14 protein-coding genes are annotated in these 15,789 nt (G+C 32.4%); 2 read left to right on the top strand and 12 right to left on the bottom strand.

The genetic code is table 11. The features are described from left to right. Positions 1–169 precede the first annotated feature (169 nt). From LQ694_RS04685 to LQ694_RS04635, 11 genes are all read right to left on the bottom strand, one after another. A complete protein-coding gene (locus LQ694_RS04685) occupies positions 170–1,705 on the bottom strand; it encodes an AbgT family transporter (protein WP_058611913.1) in 1,536 nt (511 codons plus the stop codon). 417 nt (positions 1,706–2,122) lie between these two features. Next, positions 2,123–2,827, bottom strand: a complete 705-nt coding sequence (locus tag LQ694_RS04680; protein WP_049320052.1) for a FadR/GntR family transcriptional regulator — start codon at positions 2,825–2,827, stop codon at positions 2,123–2,125. 79 nt (positions 2,828–2,906) lie between these two features. Further along, positions 2,907–3,275, bottom strand: coding sequence for a dihydroxyacetone kinase phosphoryl donor subunit DhaM (gene dhaM / locus LQ694_RS04675; RefSeq protein WP_049320051.1), 369 nt, complete (start codon positions 3,273–3,275; stop codon positions 2,907–2,909). A 2-nt stretch (positions 3,276–3,277) separates the two neighbouring features. Continuing rightward, positions 3,278–3,853, bottom strand: a complete 576-nt coding sequence (dhaL, locus tag LQ694_RS04670) for a dihydroxyacetone kinase subunit DhaL (RefSeq protein WP_096792021.1) — start codon at positions 3,851–3,853, stop codon at positions 3,278–3,280. 12 nt (positions 3,854–3,865) lie between these two features. Further along, positions 3,866–4,831, bottom strand: coding sequence for a dihydroxyacetone kinase subunit DhaK (dhaK, locus tag LQ694_RS04665; RefSeq protein WP_096792020.1), 966 nt, complete (start codon positions 4,829–4,831; stop codon positions 3,866–3,868). Between the two features lie 410 nt (positions 4,832–5,241). Then, positions 5,242–6,897, bottom strand: coding sequence for an alpha-glucosidase (locus LQ694_RS04660; RefSeq protein ID WP_096792052.1), 1,656 nt, complete (start codon positions 6,895–6,897; stop codon positions 5,242–5,244). Between the two features lie 14 nt (positions 6,898–6,911). Then, positions 6,912–7,916, bottom strand: coding sequence for a LacI family DNA-binding transcriptional regulator (locus LQ694_RS04655; protein ID WP_065381677.1), 1,005 nt, complete (start codon positions 7,914–7,916; stop codon positions 6,912–6,914). 15 nt (positions 7,917–7,931) lie between these two features. After that, on the bottom strand, positions 7,932–8,774 hold the full coding sequence (locus tag LQ694_RS04650; RefSeq protein WP_025906438.1) for a sugar ABC transporter permease: 843 nt from the start codon (positions 8,772–8,774) through the stop codon (positions 7,932–7,934). Then, the gene (locus tag LQ694_RS04645; protein ID WP_096792018.1) at positions 8,774–10,042 is read right to left on the bottom strand and encodes a sugar ABC transporter permease; all 1,269 of its coding nucleotides are present in this window, start codon (positions 10,040–10,042) and stop codon (positions 8,774–8,776) included. Before LQ694_RS04645 ends, LQ694_RS04650 begins: the two co-directional genes overlap by 1 nt. Positions 10,043–10,050: 8 nt before the next feature. After that, the gene (locus tag LQ694_RS04640; RefSeq protein WP_058611908.1) at positions 10,051–11,304 is read right to left on the bottom strand and encodes an extracellular solute-binding protein; all 1,254 of its coding nucleotides are present in this window, start codon (positions 11,302–11,304) and stop codon (positions 10,051–10,053) included. A gap of 41 nt (positions 11,305–11,345) precedes the next feature. Next, entirely contained in the window at positions 11,346–12,446 is a 1,101-nt protein-coding gene (locus tag LQ694_RS04635) for an ABC transporter ATP-binding protein (RefSeq protein WP_058611907.1), read from the bottom strand. A gap of 248 nt (positions 12,447–12,694) precedes the next feature. On the opposite strand from LQ694_RS04635, the gene LQ694_RS04630 reads away from it, so the two are divergent. Next, positions 12,695–13,153, top strand: coding sequence for a MarR family winged helix-turn-helix transcriptional regulator (locus LQ694_RS04630; RefSeq protein WP_049320043.1), 459 nt, complete (start codon positions 12,695–12,697; stop codon positions 13,151–13,153). Beyond that, positions 13,146–14,582 (top strand): YhgE/Pip domain-containing protein, encoded by a 1,437-nt coding sequence (locus tag LQ694_RS04625; RefSeq protein WP_058611939.1) that lies wholly within the window; start codon positions 13,146–13,148, stop codon positions 14,580–14,582. The genes LQ694_RS04630 and LQ694_RS04625 overlap by 8 nt, the downstream gene beginning before the upstream one ends. A 202-nt stretch (positions 14,583–14,784) precedes the next feature. Here LQ694_RS04625 and LQ694_RS04620 read toward each other — a convergent pair whose 3' ends face one another. Next, positions 14,785–15,789 carry a zinc-binding alcohol dehydrogenase family protein gene (locus LQ694_RS04620; RefSeq protein ID WP_218697230.1) on the bottom strand — a complete coding sequence of 335 codons (1,005 nt, stop codon included), beginning with the start codon at positions 15,787–15,789 and terminating at the stop codon, positions 14,785–14,787.

Raw genomic sequence — 15,789 nt, 5'->3', positions numbered from 1 at the left:
TCATCCTTTTCTTATTGTTGTTATATATTGTATACCGCTTATTTTTATAATCATTTTAATGTACCAATGGTGATTGTACCATAACGACACTATATTGTGGAATACTCATAACACAGATAGATCGAATTTATAACTATTATTAATTTTATAATTATTAAAATGCATAATACTATTTATTAAAATAAATATCTCCTCCTGGTCCTAGAGGTATACCAAGTAAGTACCATATAATCATAAATAATGGCCAAACGATTCCTAACACAATTGAATATGGCATTAAACTAGATATTAATGTACCTAGTTTCATATTTTTATCATATTTTTGAGCATATGAAAGTAATAATGGTAAATATGGCATCATCGGTGTAATCGGATTTGTAATGGAGTCTCCGATACGATAAACCATTTGTGTAAATGCTGGATGATAGCCTAATAACATAAACATTGGTATAAAGATTGGTGCTAATATTGCCCATTTAGCCGAGGCACTTCCAATTAATAGATTGATCAAACTACTTAGAATGATAAATCCAATAATCAAGATGACGCCATTTTGACCTTGCAATAATTCTGCACCTTTTACAGAGATCACAATACCTAAATTACTCCATTCTAAATATGCTAAAAGTTGAGCAGCAAAAAATACAATAACGATAAAGCTACCCATTGTGGACATGGAATCTGATAACATTTTTCCTAAATCTTTTGTATTTGAGATTTTCCCGGAAAGAATACCATATACAAATCCAGGCACAAAAAAGATAACTAAAATAATGATACCTACACCATCCATCAATGGTGCTTTATCAATTAAACTACCTGTCTTTGGATTTCTTAACCAACCATTTTCAGGAATCGCTAAAGCAAGTAATAACGCCACAACAACAAAGAAACTAATATTGGCATACTTTAATGCTTTACTTTCTTTTGCACTAATTTCATTATCATCACTTTGAGCCTCATAACCTTCATCAGGTTTGTATGTACCTAAACGTGGAATAACGACTTTCATACTGACGTAATAAATAGCTGGTAATAAGATGATTGTTGATGCTGCAATAAAATACCAGTTCATCGCGACATTTAAATTGATATCTTTATCAATTATTTCAGCTGCTGGTTTCGTAAATGCATATACTAACGCATCACTCATACCTAATGTAACGTTTGCAGCAAATGCACCTAGTGCTGAGGCATAAGCCATCGCAAGTCCAGCAATCGGATGATAACCTAACTTTATAAAGACTAATGCTGTTAATGGTGGTAACACGACTGGCGCTGCATCTCCTGCAGCATTACCAATAATACCTACAAATATAATAATGGGTACAATGATTTTTCTAGGTGCTTTCTGAACAACTTGTATCATTAACTTATCAAAATACCCCGTCTTTTCAGCAACACCTATCCCTAACATAACTGCTAGTACTAAGCCTAATGCGGGAAATTCCGAAAAATTCGTGATAGATTCACTGATAATCTTTCCAAAACCTTCTCTAGAAATTAAATTTGTAACTTCTACAGTCTTCCCAGTTGCAGGACTTTCAACTTTTATGTGAAATAATGAAATAAACCAAGACAGAAATATTAACGCTGCACATAAGAAGAAAAACAGTATACTTGGATCTGGTAATCTATTACCTGCCCTTTCTATTAAATTAAGAAATCTATTAATGATTGAAACCTTTTCTTTTGTTTGATTCATATATAATCCTCCAATCAGTAAATTAAAAACAGTATATCAAACTGTATTTATTTTTTGAAGGTTCTGATAATTTTATAATTATTTTTATATCAAGTCTTTATATAAATTTTTAAATCACTTTTAAGTGTAAATTTGGCATCTTTTTTTAAGAATTAACATTGATAAAGTGCACCGTTGACCTTATACTAAGTATACAGATGATAAGTTGTAATAAATGTACTTCATTTTCGAATAGACATCATGCAATTTATTATTAACTGTAAGAAGTCTTTATATATGATTATGAAATGGAACGGATGGGGTTACATACCCTAAAGCGATAAGCCTCCTGAAGCTTATCGCTTTTAATTTTGCATAAAATAAAAAACTGCTATCATGTCTATGTAAGACATCAATAGCAGTTATCATCATCAAGTATTATTGATCTATTTTTTTAATATTACTAAGTACAACTTTCTCTACTTCTTCTAAATGAAAAGCCATCTTATGTTGCGCACGCTCTGCATTTTGAGATTTAATAGCTTCAAAAATTTCTTTATGCTCATTATATAACTTCTCGATTGATTTACTTTTCGTATATAAATAAATCCTTCTCGTTTCTTTCATTGTATGTCTCATAATTTCAGATACATTTAACAATAATTGTTTAAGCATATCATTTTTAGCCGCTTCTACTACAGCTAAATGAAATTTCAAATCAGAAGCTTCTCCTAATTCATTGTCTTGAATGGCTTGTTTCATATCTTTTAATGCAGATTCAATAGCATGTAAGTCATCATCCGTTCTTTTTTCTGCTGCTAGTCTTGATACACCGACTTCAACAATTTTACGAACCTCTAGTAGATTTTCAATATCATTGACGTCTCCATTGATTGCTTCGATATTAAAATAAACTTCTTCTCTTTCAACGATGAAAGTACCTTGCCCGTGTTTAATTTCTACATAGCCCATTGCTCTTAACGCATTCAATGCTTCTCTTATCGTTGCTTGTCCTACCCCAAAACTTTCAGATAAAGCCTTTATAGATGGTAAGCGGTCTCCTATTTTCAAACGACCTTCATTAATATCTAATATGATGACATCTGCAACTTTTTCGTATAATTTCTTGTTCGATATCTTCATTCTTCTTTCTCCACCTTGTTAAAATCATTAGTAGAGCAATTATATCATTTAAAATATATTTCATCTTAAAGAATTTAAATTATTGATGAAATTCTCTTTTAATACTTTCCATTGCTTCTTCTAATGTTGCACCTGTTGATAAAGATACACTTGCTAAAAATGCACCTTCTACAATTGGACCGTCTACTTTGTACAATTTATATTCACCATCATATAAGTCTAACGCCATTTCTAAATTCATTTCAGATGAACCAATATCGTAAAATAACAAAGCATCTTCAGTTAATGCATCAATCACTTCATTAACCGTATCAATACTTGTGCCGATTTCACCTTCATTTGTCCCGCCTTTAGCGATAACTGTAACACTCGGAGACATTTGCTCCAATAATGCTTTTACACCTTGTGCGATATCATTGCTATGACTAATAATACCTATTGTCGCCATGTTTACACATCCTCACTTAAAGCTTTTAATACATATACCATACTTTGAGCACCAGGATCTATATGACCAATTGAATCCTTTTTGAAATAGGCTGCTCTACCCTTAGTTGCTTCTAAATCTTTAGTATCTTCAGCGAACTGTTGCAACACCTCTTCAGATAATGAATCCCCATTTGATAAATGATCTGAGGCTTTTAATAACACATCATACATTGTTTTTTCGCCACCTGTTACTTTACCTCTAGCAGCAACAGCATCTTTAAAAGTATTTATATATTCTAATAAATTATCAGAAGTGATTTCATCATAATTTAGACCTGCCATTTTAACAAAGCTAAATCCATACAGTGGACCTGATGCACCACCTACAGAACTCATTAACGTCATGCCTGTTGATTTCAATACATCACTCACTGTATCTCCTGTAACTTTCTCATCCACAGCTTTAAATCCACGCAACATATTAACACCATGGTCGCCATCACCAATTGCTCTGTCTAATTGTGTTAAATTTTGTTCTTCTTGTTCAAACGTATGACTTAAATCTTTAAGTTTGTTTAACAATGTTTCTGCGTTCATTTAAAATGCCTCCTATTTAAAATATTTACTTTCTGTCGGTGCGTTAAATGCTTCTTCTACTTCTTGTTGATAGGGCACTAATGTAATAGAAAATCCTTGCATATCTAGTGCAGTCATATAATTGCCAACAAAATATTTTTTAACATCTAATTCATTTTGTTCTGCATATTCATTAAAATAATGCGCGATGATTGCAAGTTCTGAATCTGGTGTCGCACCCATACCATTAATCATAGCGATTAATGATTTATCAGAAACTTCCTTTTCAAGTTCATGCATTAAACGGTTAATGATTTTATCGATTGTTTCAATATTTTCTTGATAAATACCACGTTCACCATGAATACCAATACCAATCTCCATTTTATTATCATCTAAATCAAATCCGTATTGACCAGTTGTTGGTACTAAACAAGGATAAATGGCCATTCCAATCGTTCTAATATTTTCAATAAATGATTCTACTTTTTCTTTAATAGTTGCTAAATTATATCCATTATCAGAGAGATAGCCGGCATACTTATGAACAAGAACTGTACCTGCTACACCTCTTCTATCTTGTTCATTTTCAATAGAAATATCATCACGTACGATAACTGATTGGCAAGATATACCTTCCATTTCTGCCATCTCTTGCGCCATTTCAAAGTTCATAACATCTCCGGCATAATTCTTAATGATTAATAAGACACCTTCATCAGTCGCGACATGTTTAATCGCTTCGAGAATTTTATCTGGTGTAGGAGAAGTAAAGACTTCACCACATACAGCTGCATCTAACATACCTTCAGCAACATATCCAGCATGTGCAGGTTCATGACCAGATCCACCACCAGAAACTAAAGCAACACCACTCTTTTTAACATTTTTACGAACGACAACATTGTCACTAATAATTTCAACTGAGTTATCCGTTACTTCGATTCCCTTAAGCATATCCGCTACAAAGTTTGTTTTTTCATTCATTAATTTCTTCATACAATGACCTCCCGTCTAAATTCTATGTTTTCTATTCCATTATAAAACGTTTAGATAGGTAAGCGTTAACAATATGAGTTAATAAGAAATGACAATTTAAGTTTGAGCGTGTATAGTGCTTGGGGACAGAACTCTGAGAAATGTCTCTAACGAGGGGGCTTACGGACAGAATTTTAAATAATGTCCCTAACGAGGGTGCCCATCTTATTACCATTATTCTGAATTATGGTAGTTACAGCATTCTTATTACCACTTTTCTGAATTATGGTAGTTACAGCATTCTTATTACCTCTTTTCTGAATTATGGTAGTTAGCGCGTTCTTATTACCACTATTCCGAATTTTGGTAGATACATTCCCACACATAAATAAAAAATCCGAGACAATAGGCTTTGTCTCGGATCCCCACTATTATTCTTCTATTCGATAGACTCTAGTTTCAAATGGTTCTAATTCGTTGTTATCTTCTATCGTTATATAGTTGTGCAATAATAATTTACTTTTTTCTATATTAAGTGGATATGTGATAGTAGCTTTTTCGCCTGTTAAGTTACTCATAATAATAACTTCTTCGTTATCTAATATGCGCTTATACGTATAGATTTGTTTATGATCTTTATCGACTAGTTCGTATTTACCGTAATTAAATACGTCGTAATCTTTTTTCAATTGAACCAAACGCTTATAATAATTTAATACAGAATGCTCATCTTCTAACTGATCTGCTACGTTGATTGTTTTGTAATTTGGATTTACGTGGAACCATGGTTCTGTTGTAGAAAATCCTGCATACGCACGATTATCCCACTGCATCATTGTTCGAGAATTATCTCTATTTACTTTACTCAAATTATTTAATAAAGATGATGTATCTTTTCCATTTTGTTCTTTCAATTTAATTTCATTTTTAACAGAAACGTCATTAAAATCTTCTAATGATTCAAACGGATAATTCGTCATCCCTATTTCTTGTCCTTGGTATATAAATGGTGTGCCTTTTTGTAAGAAATAATTTGTAGCATGACTAGTTGCACTTTCATACCAATAATGCTCATCATCTCCCCAAGTTGAAACGAGTCTTGGTTGATCATGATTTTCGATAAATAGCGCATTCCAACCAATGCCTTCAAGTTGGTCTTGCCATTTAGACATAATATTTTTATATTGTATAACATCAAATCCACTATCTTCAGTATTCCATAATCCTAAATGTTCGAACTGAAAAATCATATTAAATATACCATTATCAAATCCTACCCAATCATTCGCATCATCAGGACTGACACCGTTTGCTTCTCCTACTGTCATAATGTCATATTTATTGAATGTTTCATCTCTCAATTCACGTAAATGATTTAATATACCTGGTCTATTCGTATAGCGTTCAAACGCTGCTTTATACTGTTCATCACCTGGTTCGACTGGTATGTCGCCATCTTCAAATGATTTCTGAATATGTGTAATCGCATCTACACGGAAACCATCAATGCCTTTATCAAACCACCAGTTAATCATATTATATAATTCAGAGCGGACCGCTTCATTCTCCCAATTTAAATCTGGTTGTTTTTTACTGAAAATGTGCAAGTAGTATTCATCTGTTTCTTTAGTTCTTTCCCAAGCTGAACCATTGAAAATACTTCCCCAGTTATTAGGTTCTTTGCCGTCTTTTCCTTCTTGCCATATGTACCAATCTCTCTTAGGATTGTCTTTACTCGATTTAGACTCGATAAACCATGGATGTTCATCTGATGTATGATTGATGACTAAATCCAATATGAGTTTCATACCTTTATCATGTGTCTCTTTTAAAAGTAATTCAAAGTCTTCCATCGTACCAAACTCATCCATAATATCTTGATAATCACTAATATCATAGCCATTATCATCATTAGGTGATTTAAATATTGGCGAAACCCAAATCACATCTATACCTAGATCTTTCAAATAATCTAACTTTTCTCTAATACCATTTATGTCACCAATACCATCATTGTTAGAATCATTAAAACTCCTAGGATAAACTTGATAACATACCGCTTCTTTCCACCAAATTCGTTCCTCCATCATTTAGTCACCTCTTATTTTATCGTTGATTTTCTCTCTATTATATCTGTTGGAATAATCGTATTTTTTCTTAAAATATTAGGATTCTCAATCAGTTTAATTAAAGCTATACCTGCTTCCTCACCTAAATGTTCAGGATAAATATTAACGACCGTTTGAGGTGGTGAAGCAAAAGTATTAATAAATGAATCATTAAAAGTTGCTGTCATCACTTCATCTGGCACTCTTATATTAAGTTCATATAATGCGCTTAATAAATTAATATTGATCATGCTATCTGATGTAATAATCGCTGTAGGGAAAGTCGCAGTTTCTTTCATTTCTTTAATGATTGCAAATATTTCATCTCTGTTAGGATTTGCATGGTAAATTTCATATTGCTTTATACCATGTTTATCGCAAGCTTTCTTAAAGCCTTCTACCCTATCTATTGCAACAGCATATGAATCTGGTTCAGCTATAAAAGCTATATGCTCATGGCCTTTTTGAATCATAAATTCAGTTATCATTTGACTTGCTTCGACATTATCATTGTCGATATGAATAATTTCTCTTTCGCCTAGTTGTTTACCTACAACTACAAACGGAAATTGATATTTTTTGAGTAGTTGTGTAACGGAATCATTTTCTTTTGAATAAAGCATAATAAAGCCATCAATTGATTTAGATTTAATGAGATTTTCAACTTCCACTAATAAGTCAGCTTGTTCAACTGACGTAGTCATAATCGTTGAATATTCTCTTTGTTTACAAGCTATTGATATCCCCATCAGAACATCTGTAAAGAATGGATTTTGCGTCATTTCTTTAGAAGCTGATTTTAAAATTAAACCAATCGTTTTAGATTTTTGTGTTACAAGTGTTCTCGCGGCAATATTAGGTTGATAGCCCAATTGCTTCATCACAGCTTTAACTTTCTTTGATGTCTTATCACTTATACTTTTATGTCCACTTATCACTCTTGATACTGTTGATGGTGCAACATTTGCTTCTTTCGCAACATCTTTTATTGTAACCACGAGATCACTCCTTTATTATCCTTTTGTAGCACCTGCCGTTAAACCAGTTACTAAGTATCTTTGTAATAATAAGAATACGATAGAAATTGGTATTGCAATCATCATTGCCCCAGCAGCAAATACTGTAAAGTTGTTTCCGAATTTATCATTTATAAAATTAAATAATCCGACTGCTAGTGTGTATTTTTCAGGACTTCTTAATAATATTCTTGGCAGAATAAAGTCCATAAATGGTCCCATAAAATTAAATAATGCAACAACTGCTAGAATCGGTTTAGCTAACGGTAACATAATTGTGAAAAATATTCTCATATGTCCTGCACCATCTATTTTAGCAGATTCATCTAATTCTTTAGGGATTGTATCGAAATATCCTTTTACTAAGAATGCATTCATCGGAATGGAACCACCTATATAAATTAAAGTAAGACCAAATAGTGAATCTAATAAGCCTATTGTATTTAATAAGATATAAATTGCTACCATTGCCATCAATACAGGGAACATTTGTAAAATTAAAAATGCAATCAGTCCGTATTTTCTACCGACAAAACGATATCTTGAAAATGCGTATGACGTTAAACCAACAAAGATCACTGAGAATAATGCATTAGCCGTCGCCACGATTAAAGTATTCTTATACCAAGTGAGGTAGTCACTTGATGGATCAGTTAGTAAATAAATATAATTTTTCAAAGATGCATCTTTCGGAATCATCGAAGAACCATAAAGATTAGAACCTGAGTTGAGAGATAATCCTAAAGTCCACAGTAATGGATAAATAATGATAATAAACATAATAATCAAAATGCCATACATGATAATCGCTCTTAATATATTTTTATTCTTCTTATTCATTAAATATCCCCCTCATCTTTAAAAGTACTCGTCTTTCTAAATTGTAAGAATGCAATAATGGCAATAAACACGCCAATAATTAATGAAATCGTTGCAGCCATATTATAATTTTGCATATCAAATGTTAATCGATAAACCCATGAAATTAAGATATCTGTACTACCTGCATTCTGACCTGAAACAGGTGGACCACCTTTATTAAATAAGTAAATTAAATTAAAGTTATTAAAGTTTCCTGCGTATTGCATAATTAATAATGGAGCAGTCGCAAATAAAATATGTGGAAACGTAATATTTCTAAATTTTTGCCAACTTGATGCGCCGTCCATATCTGCCGCTTCATACCAGTCTGATGAAATACTTTGTAGAACACCTGTGAATAAAGCAAATACGAATGGGAATCCAAGCCATACTTGAATTAATATTAAAGCAACCTTTGCCCAGAACGGATCATTTAACCAAGCTGGTGCAATACCGAATAATGGTTGTAAGATATCATTATTAATCGAACCAAAATCATCATTAAAAATGGCAGCAAAGATTAATATTGTCACAAACGATGGCACTGCCCAAGGTAAGATTAATACTGTTCTAATTAGCTTTTTAAATCTAATAAGTGGATGATTAACAATAATAGCGAGTAATAACGCTAACGCGATTTGTAAAGTAGTCGCTACTAAAGTCCAAACAATCGTCCAAGTTAATACGTTAAAGAATGTTGTCTTCCAAATAGGTACCGTAACTAATGATTTAAAGTTATCAAATCCTACCCATTCTAATAAATGTCTAGGTGGTGCATTATATAAATTGTAGTTTGTAAAAGCTAAAAAACACATGAATAAAAGTGGAAATACGACAACAAATATTAATAAAAAGATACCCGGTGATATTAATAAATATGGGAAAGTCTTATCCCATGTCGCCGTCATTCGACCTTTACGATCTTTAATTTCAAATCCTTTATTATATTGATCTGCATTACGATAAGCATCTATGATATTCACGATATATAAAGTGATCGCAAATGCAATTAATAATAACGAAATGATACCTTGTGCTAATAGAACCCTTGAATCATCTAATTTAGGCACTGTACCTAAAGTGAATAATCCCCAGAATCCAATATTCATAAATTGATAAAATACTGAAATAAAACTAATAAAAAATACGATAAATATACTACCTTTTATATATCTTTTATTATAGAATTGGCCAACACCTGGAATAATCGATAGTATGGCAGCTAATTTTGGATTTCTCATTTTCACACCTTCTTTTATTTTTTAGATGCATTCATAATTTCTACTTGTTCGTCAATACCGTTTTTCGCTTCATCAAGTGCTTCTTTAGGGTCTTTACCGTTGGACATAAATACTGCTGCATTTCCCATCGGATCCCATACTTGACTCATCTCTGGAATATTTGGCATTGGAATAGCATTTTGAGCTTGTTCTTCATATGGCTTTAATAATTTATTTTTAGAAGAAACGTCTGTACGACCTGTAATTTCTTGCATTTCATCTGTATATTTCTGCATATTATCTTTATTTGTTAAATACAGCATTAAGTTTTTAGCCCAGTATTTCTCTTCACTATATTCGGATATAAACCAACCTCTTACCCCTAGGAATGGTTTCATTTCTTTACCATTATCAGTTGGGAAAGTTGCTGTTCCGAAATCATCGCCAAGTGCTTCTTTAAACTCATTCGTTTGCCAAGGTCCTGTAACAAACATGCCTACTTTGCCTTCTTTAAACAGTCCAACAATAACATCTTGATTAGCTGACTTCGTAATATAACCTTTGTCATACCAAGATTGTAATCTCTCTCCATTTTTCACGACAGATGGATCATTTACTGTAACATCATTTGTATTAAATCCATCTTTTTCTTCTTTAAATATGTATCCGCCTTGTGAGAATAAAAATGGATAATTAAAGTAGAAGTTCTTTGCATCAAACATAAATCCATATTGCTTTTTATCTTTGTCAGTTACATCTTTTGCGATTTTTTCAACATCATTCATCGTCTTTGGTGGTGTCTTAACGAGTTTCTTGTTATAGACAACAGCCGTTGATTCCACGATAACGGGTAATGCTAACTGTTTACCTTCATAATTTAAAGCTTGCAATGCTTCTTTGGAATAACCTTTCAATTCTTCATCTGTAAAATCAATTTCTGCTGCTAATCCTTGTAAATAAGCGTCTCCTGCACGGTCATGCGGTTGAAAGAATAAGTCAGGTCCATTACCTGAAGGACCATCAAGTGACAAGTTATCTACTTGATCATCTTGAGCTGTATTTTTAAGAATGACTTTAATACCTGTCTTTTTTGTATAATCTTCCGTTACTTTCTTATAAAAAGCCATTTGTCTATCGCCATCTACCCACATCGTAAGTGACTTAGGTTTGGCCGTTTTTTCATCATCATTTAATGCTTTATCAATATCTTCTTGCGTTCGATTAGGACCACAACTTGCAAGCAATAATGTCACGAGTAATATTGAGCAAATTTTTATTAAATGTTTCATCTAATCCCCTTCTTTCATTTATTGTTGATTCACTCAATAAATTAATTTTTTATTTTTTCTCCAGTTTCTTTATCAAAGAAGTGACATTTATTTAAATCTAAAGCGAGCTCAATTTCATCATTTGGATGAATAACTGTTCTAGCATCTAACTTGGCGCATATTTCTTCATCGTTAAATAATCCGTGAATCATAATTTCAGAACCTAATAATTCACTAACTAGTACTTTAGTCTTGAAAGTTACATCTTTATTAGCATTAATAAATACAGGTTCATCATGAATGTCTTCTGGTCGAATACCGAATCGTATCGTCTTGCCATCATAGCCGTTATGATTTAACATGCGTGCTTTACTTTCATTTAATTTAATCACTTGATTGCCAATTACTAACTCGTCTTTATTAACCTTTGCGTCAAAGATATTCATTGCAGGTGAGCCAATAAATTGTGCAACAAACTCATTCTCAGGTGCGTCATATACTTCACGAGGTGTTCCTATTTGCATAATATCTCCATCTTTAAGGACAACGATTCGTGTTGCCATCGTTAAAGCTTCTGTTTGATCATGTGTGACATAAATCGTTGTAGTTTGTAATCGTTCATGCAACTTTAATATTTCTGTTCTCATTTGAACTCTTAATTTCGCGTCTAAATTAGATAAAGGTTCATCCATTAAGAATACTTTCGCATCTCTTACAATCGCTCGACCTAATGCAACCCTTTGTCTTTGACCACCTGATAAAGCTTTAGGTTTTCTTGGTAAATATTCCTTCAATCCAAGAATTTCAGCTGCGTATTGAACCCTTTTATCTATTTCTTTTTTATTCATTTTTCGTAGTTTAAGTCCAAATGCCATATTGTCATAGACTGTCATATGTGGGTATAAAGCATAATTTTGAAAGACCATTGCGATATCTCTATCTTTCGGTGCGACATCATTCATTCTTCTATCATCAATAAAAAAATTTCCTGATGTAATGTCTTCTAATCCTGCGATCATTCTCAAAGTTGTTGACTTTCCACACCCTGATGGACCAACGAAAACAATAAACTCTTTATCTTTAATATGTAAGTTAAAATCATGTACTACAGTATTACCTTTGTCGTAAGTCTTCTTTATATTCTCTAATTTCATTTCAGCCATAGATAAACCCTCCATAATTGTAATCGCTTTCAAAATTTAATATAGATTTATCATATGTGTAAAAAGTTAAAAAGTCAACAATTTTATGCAAACGATTGCATTAATAATTTACGACAATATAAGCCATATATTTTCAAAAGAAAGCCTTTACATGCAAACGATTGTATTTTTTTAAGTTAAACCTCTTGCAATTATAGTACATAGGGTGTACTATACTCTTTGTATTAAGTACAGGAGGTGTACTAATTATGGAAGAAGAATTAAAAAAAGCTTTTAACCTATTCCAAGAATCCATCATTAATATACACAGTGAAGTTGCAAAGATTTTAAATAATTCTGGGTTAGATGAAGTAGTTTCTAAAGAACAATATCAAACTTTAAAAATTATTAAAGATTTTCCTAGGTGCACTTACAGTTTTATTGCAGCTAAACAAGGCGTCTTTAAGACCGCTATATCAAACAGAATTAATAAATTGAAGAATCTAGATCTTATTGCAATTCAGCAAGGCGAAGATAAGAGAGAGAAGTCTGTTTTACTAACGGATAAAGGTTTAGAACTTGTAAAGCGTACTGAAGATGTTATTTACGAAACATTTAATCGTAAACTGTCTTCTCACTTTTCAGACGAAGAGATTATAACGTTTGTTAAACAATTAGAGAAAGCTAATAAACTTATAACAGGAAAGGACAATGTTAATCATGTTTGATGATATAAAAAATTTATGGACACATAAGTTTCTACTCGTATCACTTATCGCAATTATGCTTATTCCACTTATTTATAGTTCAGTATTTGTAGGTTCTTTATGGGATCCATACGGAAAGACGGATTCATTAAAGATATCTGTAGTGAATAGCGATAACGGTGGAAAAATCAATGGTGAAAAGGCAGACATCGGTAAAGACGTAGTAGATAAATTAAAAGACAATGATAAATTTAAATGGGAATTTGTTTCTCAAAAAACTGCTGACAAACATTTAGAACATGGTGAATCATATGCTGTCATTTCTATACCAGCTGAAACGACTAAAAATGCAGGTTCTATGTTAGACAAAAATCCTAAAAAAATCGACTTAAATGTCAAAACGAACCCTGGTTATAGTTACACTGGTTCACAAATCGCATCTAAAGCTATTACAGCTGTTGAAGATAACTTAAGTGAATCTGTTCGTGAGAAATATATTTCAGAATCATTTAAAGGTATGAATAAATTAACAGATGGTTATAAAGATACTTCTAAAGCACTTGGACAAATGTCAGATGCAGAATCTCAACTCATTGATGGTAATAAACAAGTTGAGTCTGGATTAGAACAACTTGCTCCAATGGCTGGCGCAGAAGGACAACAACTTTTACAAGGCAGTATGAAAGTATCTCAAGGTTTAAATGATTTACAAGCTAATAACGATAAATTAAAAGCAAATATTGATAAAGCTATTAAACAATCAGATGATAAATACTTTGAAGACAAAAATGTTAAAGCAATCAATAATCCAGTCGTATCAAACGAGGATGATTTAACAGAAGTTAATAACTATGGTCAAAGCTTTGCGCCATATATCCTATCATTAAGTCTATATGTAGGTGCAGTTGCATTCTCAGCAGTTTACCCTATTGATAAGCGAATTGGTGATTCTACAGGATTCAAATGGTGGTTAAGTAAGTTTGCAATATTCATGATGCAAGCTTTAGGTTCAGCATTAGCACTAGCGGTACTATGTTTATACGGATTTGAAATTGATATCGCCAATCCAGGACACTTCACTTTAACACTTATCTTATGGAGTATTGCAGCATATATGATTGTGACATTCCTAACAGTAGTATTAGGTAATATCGGTAAATTCTTAGCGATTATACTATTAATCTTACAATTAGGATCAAGTGAAGGTACATTCCCAATAGAATTATCAGGTAAGTTCTTCCAAGACTTACACCCATTCTCTCCAATGAGTTATGTAATTAAAGCATTAAGAGAAAATATCTTTAACTTCACAAGCGACGTAACTTATGGACAATCAATGCTTATAATAGGACTTATCGCAATCGTATTCGCAGCACTTACATTACTTGTATATGTAATACGTTCTAAATATCCACACTTAAGACGTATCGCAAACGAAAACGACTATTAAGATGTAGAAAAGCACAACCTCGTGTGAGGTTGTGCTTTTTTGTAGTTTATTTTAAGTAGTGACGGCTCCGTTAGTTACACTTCTGCTGACTTTTGTTGCTATGGCCCTCCTTAGTTACATTTCGGCAGACTTTTGTAATTAAAACACCCGTTATGAACAAGTTTGACCAGAAATGTTCGTAACGACATCTCTATTAGTACTGTTAATATTCTATAACTATTTTACCAATACTTCTTCCTTCTTCTATTAAACGATGTGCTTCTGTAATTGTTTCTACACTTAATCCTTTTAGTGTCTTATTTACTGTCGTTTTAATCGTACCTCTATCTAATAAATATGTTAACTTTCTCAAATATTCATGATGTGCGATCATGTCGTCTGTTTCGTATTTTGGTCTTGTAAACATAAACTCAAATGAGAATATTACGCTTTTATCTTTTAATAAATTTAAATCTACTTTATCCATAAAATTAACAAGTGCTACGATTTTTCCTCTTGGCTTTATCATTTCTGCCATTACATTAAAGTAAGCATCACTACTATGTGTATTAAAGATATAATCTACTTGATTAATTTTATGTGCTCTTAATTCATCTGGTAAATGGTGTTTATGATTGAGTACTATATCAGCACCCATTTTCTCTGACCATCTTCTTGTTTCTTTACGTGATGCAGTCGTGATAACTGTTAGCCCCAAATGTTTCGCAATTTGAGTTGCGACAGAACCTACGCCACCTGCACCATTGATAATCAGTAACTTCTTATCTTTATTATCTTCAGGGTTAGATGAAATATTTAGGCCTTCTAATAACGCTTCAAATGATGTTAGTGCTGTTAAAGGTAAAGCTGCTGATTCAACGTAAGATAAGTGTTCTGGTTTAATGCCCACAAGTCGTTCATCAACTAATTGATACTCTGCATTCGACCCTTGTTTCGTATTTGTGCCAGAATAATATACTTCATCACCTACGTGGAATAATTCTACTTCTTCTCCAACCGCTTCTACAACACCTACTGCATCATACCCTAATATTTTAAATTCCCCATCTGATGTATTTCTTGATTTCGTATCTATAGGATTTATACTCGCAGCTTTCACATTTACTAAAATATTTCTTCCTTTAGCTTCTGGAACTGGTATATCTCTTTCTTCAAATTCGTTTGATACTTTCAAATCAAAACTGTTACTAAACCCAATTGCTTTCAT

This window comes from Mammaliicoccus sp. P-M58, assembly GCF_022386165.1.
GTDB classification, from domain to species: domain Bacteria; phylum Bacillota; class Bacilli; order Staphylococcales; family Staphylococcaceae; genus Mammaliicoccus; species Mammaliicoccus sciuri.
Note: the sequence above shows the minus strand (reverse complement) of the source record. Positions and strands in the feature narration are given on the sequence as shown.